Below are 10,787 nucleotides of genomic sequence, written 5' to 3'. Positions count from 1 at the left end.
TCTACGATGTTCTAGATTAACAGCCGCTTCGGACCCTGGTCCGGGCGGCTGTTTTCGTTTGCGGTCCTCCCCCCGGCGACATGCGTGTTCTTACTTACTTGTATTGGTTTGGGCGCTGAAACATTCTGTTTTAGCGAAAGAGGAGGAGCGCGCATGGAACGGGTTGCACCGGAACAGCAAGGTATGAGCTCTGCTCGGCTGGCTTTGATCGGCCAGTGGATGGATCGCTATGTTCAAGATCGCAAATACCCCGGCAGTTCCGTTCTGATCGTGCGGGGGGGGCAAGAGGTGTATCACCACGCGACCAGCCTGCGTGATATCGAGCGCGATTTGCCATTCGAGAGGGATACGATCGCGCGCATCTATTCCATGACCAAACCCGTGACCTCGGTGGCGCTGATGATGCTGGCGGAACAGGGGTTGTTTCATCTGGATGCCCCGGTTTCCGAGTTCATTCCGGCGTTTTCCAACATGTCCTGCCTGGTCGCCGGGGCGACAGATATTGCTCAGACGCGTCCCTGCGCAACGCCCACGCTGCACCAATTGCTGACCCATACTTCGGGGCTGAGCTATCCGTTCAATCCAGGGGTCTTACCGCAGGTGATGGAGCTGGACGATCTGATGTTCAAGCCCAACCAGGGCGTGCTGGAAGACATGGCCAGCCAGGTCGCAGCACTGCCGCTTGCCTTCGAACCTGGCAGTCGGTGGGAATACTCGGTTGCGATCGACATTTTGGGCCGGGTGGTCGAAATCGTGTCGGGGCAGACCCTTGCAGAGTTCTTCAAAACCCGGATTTTCGATCCGCTGGGGATGACGGAAACGGCGTTTTCGGTGCCTCAGGGGGCGCAAGACCGTTTTGCCGCGCTTTATACGCCCTTGGCCGGGGATGCGATGGACTTGAACGCGGCGCAAAAAGGGGCTGAAACCCTAAGATGCGTGGACGAGCGAGAGACCTCGGCATTCTTGAACGCCTCGATGTTTTCAGGTGGCGGAGGGCTGGTCGGAACTCTTGATGACTACATGAAATTCACCGAAATGCTGCGCCGAGGTGGGGAATTGGGCGAACGTATCCTGTCGCCGAACACGCTGGCCTTCATGCGTCGCAACCACCTAAAGGGCGATATCGCCTCGATGGGCCCGGCCAGTTTCGCGGAGCAACCCATGGAGGGCATGGGCTTTGGTCTGGGTGGATCCGTGGTTCTGGATCCGGGCCGAACGCGGGTGCCCGGCAGCATCGGTGATTTCAGCTGGGGCGGCATGGCCTCGACGTTCTTCTGGACCGATCCGATCTTGGATCTCAGCGTTGTGTTTTTCACCCAACTGTCGCCGTCCAGTTCGTACCCCTCTCGGGCCGAATTAAAGGCGCTGGTTCATGGCGCGGTGATGTGATGACAGATCGAGCAATCCTATGGGAGCCAACGCCCGAACGCGCCCAACAAACCTTGATGGCCGACTATATCAGATGGCTGGAAACTGCGCGTGGTCAGACCTTCAATGATTACAATGCTTTATGGGAGTGGAGCACCACCGAGATCGAGGAGTTCTGGACCTCGATTTCGGCGTTTTTCAACGTTTCCTTCAGCCATCCTCCGTCAGAGATTCTGAAAGAACGCAAGCAGCCGGGGGCCGAATGGTTCGTTGGCGCGCGTATGAACTATACTGACAGAATGTTCGCCCGCGCAGAGCAGCACCCGGATGAACCCGCACTGATTGTGCAGTCGCAAACCATGGGGCGATCCCAGCTCAGTTGGGCGGAATTGCGTCAGGCTGTGGCGAATGTCGCGGCGCATCTGGCCGAAATGGGGGTGGGCAAGGGCGACCGGGTTGTCGCCATCCTGCCCAACACCGAAGTGTCGATTATCGCTTTTCTGGCCACAGCCAGCCTGGGTGCGATCTGGTCCCTTTGCGCGCCGGACATGGGGCATGTGGCCATTCTGGACCGTTTTCGCCTGATCGAACCCAAGGTCTTGATCGCGCAAGACGGGTACAAACACATCGACAAGATGGTCGACAAGCGCGCGATCCTGGATGACATCGCGGCCGGGTTGCCCTCGCTGGAACAGCGCATCATTTTGCCGCTTGTGGGGGATTTGCCCGATGGTGCGGTGCATTGGCAGCAGATGCTGACCGGCGACGCCGAGCCGAAAACCACGCAGGTCGATTTCTCGGATCCCTTGTGGATCGTGTTTTCCTCGGGCACGACAGGCAATCCCAAACCCATCGTGCATGGCCATGGCGGTGTCTTGCTGGAGGGGCTAAAGACCTGTCTTCACATGGATATTTCGGACCGTACCCGATATATGTGGCTGACCTCGTCGGGGTGGATCATGTGGAATTTGCAAGCCGCCTGTCTGGCCAATGGCGCCACGGTGGTGATGTTTGACGGGGCCGCGAACCACCCGGATTTGATGGAGTGTTGGCGCATCGCCGCGCAGGAACGGGTGACCTATTTCGGCGCGGGGGCAGCGTATTTTTCGCTGTGTCAGAAGGCCGGTATCACCCCTCGGCATGAACTGGATCTTAGCGCGATCGAGGCCGTGGGATCGACCGGATCACCGCTGACCGCCGAGGGCTATGACTGGATCTACAGCGAGGTGTCGCCAGATGCGTGGCTGGCGCCGATTTCAGGCGGGACGGATATCGCCGGGGCGTTTGTCTGCGGAAACCCGATGTTACCGGTGCGCGCAGGCGAGATGCAGGCGCGTGCCCTGGGCATTGCAACCCGCAGTTTCGATCCTGACGGAAACGAGCTGATCGGTGAGGTCGGCGAGCTGGTCTGCACCCAGCCATGTCCCTCGATGCCGCTGTATTTCTGGGGGGATACGGACAATCGTATCCTGCTGGACAGCTATTATGACACCTATCCGGGGAGCTGGCGGCACGGCGACTGGATTGAGATAACCGCCGATGGGGGCAGTGTCATCTATGGGCGCTCGGATGCGACGATCAACCGGCGCGGGTTGCGGTTGGGCAGTTCTGAAATCTATCGCGCGGTCGAGGCCTTGGACGAGGTCCAGGATTTGCTGGTTGTAGATCTGGAATTCCTGGGACGCGACAGTTTCATGCCTCTGTTCGTGGTTCTGAGCGACGGGCAGGACCTGGACGAGACCATGATCAATAAAATCCACGCCGCGATCCGGGCGTCTGTGTCGGCGCGGTTCCTGCCCGACGAAATCATCGCCATCGCCGAAGTCCCGCGCACGCTGTCAGGGAAAAAGCTGGAGGTCCCGGTGAAAAAGCTGCTGCTGGGCGGGGATCCGGCCAAGGTCGTGAACCGAGATTCCATGGCGAATCCGGACAGTTTCGACAGGTTTGTGACCTACGCGGCCGCGCGCGCCTAGCTGATCCGGGCGTGGCACCAATCGCGTAAACGGGCGATGTCACGGGGCAGTTCCTCGCCGAAATCCCCGCAAAAGTCCTGAAACTGGGGCAGTTTGGCACGTCCAACCCCGATGATCACCGGAATGTCCTGCGTCAGCGCGGCACCGATGACAGCGCGAAACCCTTGGCCTTCGGCCTCTTGTTTGCCGAATTTGTTCAACAGCAAAAGGTCAGGGCTCGCATCCAGCGCCGCTGCGATCAGGCCGGCGGCGTGCTCCAATCCTTCCGGGTCCAGCGAACAGCCGGTCGCGCCCTTGCCCAAATCCTGACTGATCCCAATGCGCGGGCCGTTTGGCAGCAGGTGCAGCGCCATGTCCTGCTTGGCCCCGTCTTCACGCGTGGTGTGCTGAACGGCTCCGATCAGCGCGACGCCCTCGGCCATCAGATCCTTGGCCAGCTGGCCCAGGATGGCATCCGCCTCGCCCGGTTCGTCAGATATGATATAGCCCAGCATTTCTGCCTCTTGAATCTGTCTGATCCCCCTTACAGGATGGTCGGGCCGCGTGAAAGAGCGGCAGCGTCGCAGGAGCCCTCCCATGTCACACTTCCCCGGAGTCATTATCGCAGGTGGCCGCGCCGAGCGTCTGGGCGGCGGGGACAAGTGCCTGTTATCGCTGGCGGGCTCCAGCCTGTTGGATCATGTGTTGGGCCGGTTGGTCCCGCAATGCACCACTGTCGCGCTGAATGCCAACGGAGAGGCCCGCCGGTTTCGCGGGTATGGTCTGACGGTATTGCCGGATGAGGGATCCGAGCAGGCCGGGCCGCTTGCCGGGGTTCTGGCCGCGATGGATTGGGCTGAACGGCAGGGCGCGGATCATGTGGTGACCGTGGCGGCCGATACCCCGTTTTTTCCGCGCGATTTGGTGGACAAACTGGCCGCAAAGGGTGGGTTCGCGCTGGCGGCCAGCCAGGCCGCAGACGAAGACGCCGCGCAACTGCATCCGGTGTTCGGATTGTGGCCGGTCGATTTGGCGGACGACCTGCGCGCGGCCTTAGCACGAGGCGAGCGCAAGGTGCGCATGTGGGCAAAACAGAACGGAGCGCAGCAGGTGGTGTTCCGCTTTGGTGGGGTCGACCCGTTTTTCAACATCAACACGCCCGAGGATTTGCGGCAGGCCAAGGCGATTGCCCGCAGCTCGGCCCGGGCGGATCAGTGTTTTCGGATGAAATAGACCTGCGCGGTGCCGGTGTCCTGCATCGACACCAGCTCGGCCCCGGTTTCCGTGCAGAAATGCGGAATGTCGATCACAGCAACAGGATCGGTCGCCGTCAGCCGCAGCACCTGGCCAGGTTGCAGCGCCATCAGCCGTTTGCGCGCCTTCAGCACCGGCATCGGGCAGATCAGCCCCGAGGCATCGTAGTCATCATCAAATTCCATGCCCGCAGGTAACGCGGCGCGACCGTTCTGTCCATGGTCGCGCCGCCTTGGGATCACACGAGCCGAGGTGTCGCGTCGATTTGCAGCGCCTTCAGCGCCTGGGCGACGGACATGTCATGATTCAGCGCGTGTTTGGCGACCTTGGCCGCCTTTTCATAGCCAATCTGGGGCACCAAAGAGGTCGCCATCGCCAGGCTGTTTTCCAGCAGCTCGCGACAGCGCGCCTCGTCGGCCTCGATCCCCAGAATGCAGCGGTCGGTCAGGCAGGCCATCGCCCGTTTCAAAACGCGGATGGATTGCAGGATGTTCAGGATGGCCACGGGCTCCATCGCGTTCAGCTGCAATTGCCCGGATTCGGCGGCCATGGTCACGGTCAGATCGTTGCCGATCACCTGAAAGGCGACCTGGTTCACCACCTCGGGGATCACCGGGTTTACCTTGCCCGGCATGATGGAGGATCCGGCCTGCACTGCGGGCAGATGGATTTCGCCCAGCCCCGAGCGCGGGCCCGAGCTGAGCAACCGCAGATCATTGCAGATTTTCGACAGCTTCACCGCGACCCGTTTCAGGATGCCAGAAAAGGCGACAAAGGCCCCAAGGTCCGAGGAGGCCTCGATCAGGTTGCGCGCGGCGATCACCGGAAACCCCGAGACCTGCGCCAATTGCGACACGGCCACGTCAGTGTAGTTCGCCGGCGTGTTGACGCCCGTGCCGATGGCGGTGCCGCCCAGGTTCACCTCGAGCAACAGCTTGGACACATCGCGCAGGCGGTCGATGTCTTCCTCGATCGTGTTGGCATAGCTGCGAAATTCCTGGCCCAGCGTCATCGGCACGGCGTCTTGCAACTGCGTGCGGCCCAGTTTCGGGATGCCGTCGAATTCGCGCGCCTTGGCCTCGAATGCGTCACTCAGGCGGCGGTGCTCAAACGACAGGCTGTCCATTCTCAGCAGCACCGACAGGCGCAACGCGGTGGGATACACGTCATTGGTGGACTGCGATTTGTTCACGTCATCATTGGGGTGCAGATGCGCGTAATCGCCTACATCACGACCCATGCTTTGCAGGCCCAGATTGGCGATCACCTCGTTGGCGTTCATGTTGGTCGAGGTGCCCGCGCCGCCTTGCAACATGTCCACGATGAAATGCTTGTGGTGCTGTCCGGCCAGCAGCGCATCACAGGCGGTTTCGATCGCTTTGGTTTTTTCGGCGTTCAAGACACCCAGCTTGTTGTTGGCGCGCGCGGTGGCTTTCTTGACCATGGCCAGAGCCGAGATCAGCTCGGGGAAGTCCGAAATCGGTACGTCCGAGATGCGAAAGTTGTTGTAGGCGCGAATGGTGTGGATGCCATAAAGGGCGTCGTCTGGAACGTCGTAATCGCCCAGAGAATCAGTTTCGGTGCGCATTTGGGTTTCCTCCCGATGAGAACGTGGGCCTCTTACGCCCATGGTAGTTTTTAACAAGCCACTTTTTTGTGCATTTTTCCTTTACTGACGCTAGTTGATGCTGGTTTGAGGGGGCTTTGCACCACATTGATTCCAGCGGCGAACTGGTTTGATCGGGCGCGGTCGTGCAGTTAGGTTGCCGGTTCAAGCTGTCCCAATTGTTGGGATCAGAGGAGGGCAGGGCACATCCATGCGGATTTTGGTGATTCACACGGGCGGAACGATCGGCATGGTGCAGACAGACCACGGGTTTGCGCCGCGATCTGGCGTTGTCGAAGAGGCGATTGCCACACTGCTGGCTGATGGGATTTTGCAGGCCGAGGTCGAGATTCTGACCTTCGGTCAGTTGATCGACAGCGCCCAGGCGACGCCCGCGGATTGGGGGCGCATTGCACAGCATGTGCACCAGGCCCGCGATCAGCATGACGCGTTCGTTGTGACCCATGGCACCGACACCTTGGCCTATTCTGCGGGGGCTTTGTGCCTGGCGCTGCCAGGGCTGCGGCAGCCGGTGATTGTGACGGGCTCGATGTTGCCGCTGACGGTCGAGGGCAATGACGGCTGGCGCAACCTGACCGACGCGTTGCAGGCCGCCACCACCGCCCCTGCCGGAGTCTGGGTGCAATTCGCGGGCAATCTGTTGCATGGCGGGCGGGTGCGCAAAAGCCACTCGAGCGCCCTGGACGCGTTCGAGGCCGAACCCTGCGAGGTCATTCCGGTTCTTCCGGCCGCCACGCCTGCGCTGAACGTGGTGATGCAACACAATGTCGGAGTTTTTTCGGTCACGCCGGGCCTGTGCCTGGACTTGCTTGAGGTCGCTGTGCAGCGGTGTGACGGGTTGGTGCTGCGGTGCTATGGCTCGGGGACAGCGCCCGATACGCCGGAAATGCGTGCAGCATTGACACAGGCGCGCGACCGGCAAATCCCCGTGGTGGCTGTCAGCCAATGCCCCGAGGGCGGGATGAAGCTGGGCACTTATGCGGCGGGTCGGGTCATGCGGGACACCGGGGTGATCGACGGGCGCGACATGACCCCCGAGATGGCCTATGTCAAACTGCACTTTGCCCTGTCGCTGGGGCTGGACGATGCGCGTCGGCAAGAATTCCTGCGGGTGCCCCAATGTGGCGAGCTGACACCGGCCACTTGATCAGGTGACCACTTGATCAGGTGACCGGCGCCTCCAGCAGGCGCCGATCGTCGCGCATCCCCATGGCCAGCATACGGCGCACTTCGGGCGGGATCTCCTCGTCATCTGGGTCGTACAAGGCGCACATCTTCATGGTTTTGCGCAGGTCCAGACCCTCGCCCAGATACTGGTACACGATCTGCGTCGCGGTCGGCGGGCGGGGCGCGCGTGCGGCCACGCCGGACACGATCCCGGTCAGATATCGGATGCGGTTATTGTAGCAGGGGTACAGGATTATCTGCATGACCTCGTTGCGGGTCAGGGTCTCCATCACCGTCATGAAAATCCGGTCGCCCAGCATGAAACAGGCGCCTTCGTATTTGCAGGTAAAACGCCGCGCGCCGGGTGTGCCTACGGCTTCGATGCTTTTGACGTTCAGCCCGTAGGGGGTGCGATAGATCTTGGTTAACGAGCGCAGCGTTTGCCCAGGATGGGACATGGAATTGTAGTAGGTGAAATAATATCCCACATACCCGTCCAACGCCGCGCGCGAACCCGCGCGAATGTCATCGGCAACGGCGGACACGATGTTCTTTTCCGCCCGTACGCCGCTTTCGTTCGGTTTCAGGCGCACCAGTTCGGTGAACTGGCCATGCGGCATCAGAAGTTCGGATTCCTCGACCCCAAAGAAATCACACATGCGGCGCATCAGGCGCAACGAGGGGAAGGTTTCACCGCTGAGGTAGCGATTGAACTGAGACCGGTTCACCCCCAATTGGCGACACACGTCAGCGATGGATTTGTGATAGCTGCACAGCAATCGCAGGTTCCGATGAAGATCGCGGGACATCTGGCCACCCTTCGCTAGTTGATGCTCTTACCGATACAACTGGGGTCAAGCAGACGCAAGCTAGTGAAATGGTAAACCTGACCTCTGTGCCTAGGGTGCGCCAATCCGGCGTGGATTTGGCTGCGCTCAACTAGGAGGACTAACATGGAATTTCTGGAGTTAATCTTCGGCAAGATCGGAGACCTGACCTGGGGTTGGTCGCTGATCCCGATCCTTGTCGTGTTCGGGGCGTTTATCACGCTGGCGACGGGCTTTGTACAATTTGAATTTTTCGGCCGTATGTTCCGCGTGCTGCGCAGCGACAATAACGCGGCAGATCCCAGCAAGATCTCGGCGCGCGAGGCGCTGCTGGTCTCGGTCGGAGGGCGCGTCGGCGGGGGCAACATCGCGGGCGTGGCCGTGGCCATCACGCTGGGCGGGCCCGGTGCAGTGTTCTGGATGTGGGCGATTGCGCTGGTCGGCATGGCCACCAGCCTGGTCGAATGTTCGCTGGCACAGCTGTTCAAGCGCAAGGTTGGCGAAAATGACTATCGCGGCGGACCGGCCCGCGCGATCATCCACGGTCTGGGCGCCGAATACAAATGGCTGGCCGTGGTCTATGCCATCTGTTTGATCGCAGCTTTCGGTCTGGGCTTTAACGCGTTCCAGGGCAACACCGTGGCTGGCGCCGTTCAGGACAGCCTGGGCATTGATCGTCTGTGGACCGGCATCGTGCTGGCTGCGGTCGCCGGGGTGATCATTTTCGGAGGTATTCACCGGATCGCCAAGGCCGCGGACGTGGTCGTGCCGATCATGGCAGTGGGCTATATCCTGATGGCGCTGATCGTGATCGTGCTGAATATCGGCGAGCTGCCGGGGGTCATCACCTCGATCGTGAAAAACGCCTTTGGATTCGAGCAAGCCGTCGGCGGCGGAATGGGTGCGGCGATCGCCCAAGGCCTGCGCCGTGGTCTCTTCTCGAACGAGGCCGGTCTGGGCTCGGCCCCCAACGTGGCCGCCACCGCCGAGGTCCGTCACCCGATCAGCCAGGGCATCACGCAGTCCTTCTCGGTCTTCATCGACACGATCCTGATCTGTTCGTGCACCGCTTTCGTGATCCTGCTGGGCGATGTGTATGTCCCGGGCGCCGAGGGCATCGACGGTGTCGCGCTGACGCAGCAATCGATGGTGTCGCATCTGGGGGCTTGGGCGCAGTATTTCCTGACCGGAGCGATCCTGTTGTTCGCGTTCTCGTCGATCATCTACAACTACTATCTGGGGGAAAACGCGCTGACCGTGCTCAGCAAGAACCCCTTGTCGCTGACCATATTGCGTGTGGCGATCATGGGCATCGTGTTCCTGGGCGCTGTGGCCCCCGGAGCGACGGCGGTGTTCTTCTTCTCGGATCCGATGATGGGCATTCTGGCGCTGGTCAACCTGCTGGCCATCATGATGCTGTTCCCTGTGGCCATGCGATTGCTGCGCGATTTCCGTGCTCAGTTGAAGGCCGGTGTGGCCCGTCCCGTGCTGAACCCGGACGACTATGCCGATCTGGATATCGACCGCGAGGCGTGGAAGGTTCCGGCCGAGTAATCCGGCAATATCGAGTGAAAGGGGGCGCCGATGGGCGGCCCCTTTTGCTTTGCGCAGGAAACGGATCGCTTTGCTTTGCTGGGTGGCCTAGCCAGGAGCAGCTGTAACCCGACGGACCTGATATGACGAACACTCCCAAACTGGACCGCGTGTCCTTAGGATTGATGGTGCTGCTGGCGGCAATCTGGGGCGGGTCGTTCTTTTTTGCCAAGATCGCCTTGCAAGAGCTTCCGCCCCTCACGATCACGCTGCATCGTGTTGTCTGGGCCTTGCCCATTCTCGGTGTGATCGTTTGGGCCAAGGGGCTGAAATGGCCGCGCAGTCCCAAAATATGGGGCAACTATCTGGTGATGGGAGCACTAAACAACGCGATCCCGTTTTCACTGATATTTTGGGGGCAGCTGCGGATCGACAGCGGGCTGGCTTCGATTTTGAACGCGACATCGGCCATGTTGGCGGCGGTGGTCGCAGGGATGTTCCTGAAAGACGAACCTTTGACCCCGCGCAAACTGATCGGAGCGGGACTAGGGTTACTGGGGGTCGCTGTGATCATGGGACCCAAGGCTCTGACGTCCTTCGATCTTAGCAACTTGGCGCAGCTGGCTGTGTTAGCGGCGGCGTTGTCATATGCATTTGCCGGGGTATGGGGGCGCGTTGCACTGGCCGATCAGCCGCCGTTGATGAACGCGCTTGGCATGTTGCTGGGCAGCACAGCGCTGATGATTCCCGTTGTCCTGTGGGTGGATGGTCCGCCTGCGCTAAGCCTGTCCGCCTCTGTTTGGGCGGCGCTTTTGGGGATCGCTGGCCTGTCGACCGCGCTGGCCTATGTTCTCTATTTCGCGATCCTTGCGCGCGCGGGTGCGGCGAACCTATTGCTCGTAACGCTTCTAATACCGCCATTTGCCATCGGATTAGGGGTCCTGGCCTTTGCAGAGCAACTGAATGCAGGCCTTTGGCTGGGATTCGCCATAATCGCGCTGGGCTTTGTTGTAACGGATGGCCGGGTTTGGGGAGGCTTGCGCCGGTGGGGTTTCTAAT

Annotated in this window: 10 protein-coding genes; 6 read left to right on the top strand and 4 right to left on the bottom strand. The window is 60.7% G+C overall.

Annotated features, from left to right (window positions below; translation table 11 throughout):
- Nucleotides 1-183 precede the first annotated feature (183 nt).
- Together ACXADQ_RS20740 and ACXADQ_RS20735 are read left to right on the top strand one after the other, a co-directional pair.
- The gene (locus ACXADQ_RS20740; protein ID WP_475326116.1) at nucleotides 184-1,389 is read left to right on the top strand and encodes a serine hydrolase domain-containing protein; all 1,206 of its coding nucleotides are present in this window, start codon (nucleotides 184-186) and stop codon (nucleotides 1,387-1,389) included.
- The gene (locus tag ACXADQ_RS20735; protein ID WP_475326024.1) at nucleotides 1,389-3,341 is read left to right on the top strand and encodes an acetoacetate--CoA ligase; all 1,953 of its coding nucleotides are present in this window, start codon (nucleotides 1,389-1,391) and stop codon (nucleotides 3,339-3,341) included. Before ACXADQ_RS20740 ends, ACXADQ_RS20735 begins: the two co-directional genes overlap by 1 nt.
- Here the strand turns inward: ACXADQ_RS20735 and ACXADQ_RS20730 are convergent.
- Nucleotides 3,338-3,835, bottom strand: a complete 498-nt coding sequence (locus ACXADQ_RS20730) for a DUF2478 domain-containing protein (RefSeq protein WP_475326023.1) — start codon at nucleotides 3,833-3,835, stop codon at nucleotides 3,338-3,340. The two genes, ACXADQ_RS20735 and ACXADQ_RS20730, sit on opposite strands and share 4 nt — an antisense overlap.
- An 82-nt stretch (nucleotides 3,836-3,917) precedes the next feature.
- On the opposite strand from ACXADQ_RS20730, the gene mobA reads away from it, so the two are divergent.
- Nucleotides 3,918-4,553 carry a molybdenum cofactor guanylyltransferase MobA gene (gene mobA / locus ACXADQ_RS20725; protein WP_475326022.1) on the top strand — a complete coding sequence of 212 codons (636 nt, stop codon included), beginning with the start codon at nucleotides 3,918-3,920 and terminating at the stop codon, nucleotides 4,551-4,553.
- Here the strand turns inward: mobA and ACXADQ_RS20720 are convergent.
- Both ACXADQ_RS20720 and ACXADQ_RS20715 read right to left on the bottom strand, forming a co-directional pair.
- Nucleotides 4,532-4,759, bottom strand: a complete 228-nt coding sequence (locus ACXADQ_RS20720; RefSeq protein WP_475326021.1) for a sulfurtransferase TusA family protein — start codon at nucleotides 4,757-4,759, stop codon at nucleotides 4,532-4,534. The genes mobA and ACXADQ_RS20720 overlap by 22 nt on opposite strands.
- Nucleotides 4,760-4,812: 53 nt before the next feature.
- On the bottom strand, nucleotides 4,813-6,162 hold the full coding sequence (locus tag ACXADQ_RS20715; protein ID WP_475326020.1) for an aspartate ammonia-lyase: 1,350 nt from the start codon (nucleotides 6,160-6,162) through the stop codon (nucleotides 4,813-4,815).
- 229 nt (nucleotides 6,163-6,391) lie between these two features.
- Between ACXADQ_RS20715 and ACXADQ_RS20710 the strand changes: the two genes are divergently transcribed.
- On the top strand, nucleotides 6,392-7,348 hold the full coding sequence (locus ACXADQ_RS20710) for an asparaginase (protein WP_475326019.1): 957 nt from the start codon (nucleotides 6,392-6,394) through the stop codon (nucleotides 7,346-7,348).
- A gap of 16 nt (nucleotides 7,349-7,364) precedes the next feature.
- On the opposite strand, the gene ACXADQ_RS20705 is transcribed toward ACXADQ_RS20710, so the two are convergent.
- Nucleotides 7,365-8,177 (bottom strand): helix-turn-helix domain-containing protein, encoded by an 813-nt coding sequence (locus ACXADQ_RS20705; protein ID WP_475326018.1) that lies wholly within the window; start codon nucleotides 8,175-8,177, stop codon nucleotides 7,365-7,367.
- 144 nt (nucleotides 8,178-8,321) lie between these two features.
- On the opposite strand from ACXADQ_RS20705, the gene ACXADQ_RS20700 reads away from it, so the two are divergent.
- On the top strand, nucleotides 8,322-9,749 hold the full coding sequence (locus tag ACXADQ_RS20700; RefSeq protein ID WP_475326016.1) for an alanine/glycine:cation symporter family protein: 1,428 nt from the start codon (nucleotides 8,322-8,324) through the stop codon (nucleotides 9,747-9,749).
- Nucleotides 9,750-9,871: 122 nt separating this feature from the next.
- On the top strand, nucleotides 9,872-10,786 hold the full coding sequence (locus ACXADQ_RS20695) for a DMT family transporter (protein ID WP_475326014.1): 915 nt from the start codon (nucleotides 9,872-9,874) through the stop codon (nucleotides 10,784-10,786).
- Nucleotide 10,787: the final 1 nt, after the last annotated feature.

Source organism: Thalassovita sp. ABM4_323 (assembly GCF_056158665.1).
This window is presented reverse-complemented; position numbering and strand designations above follow the sequence as displayed.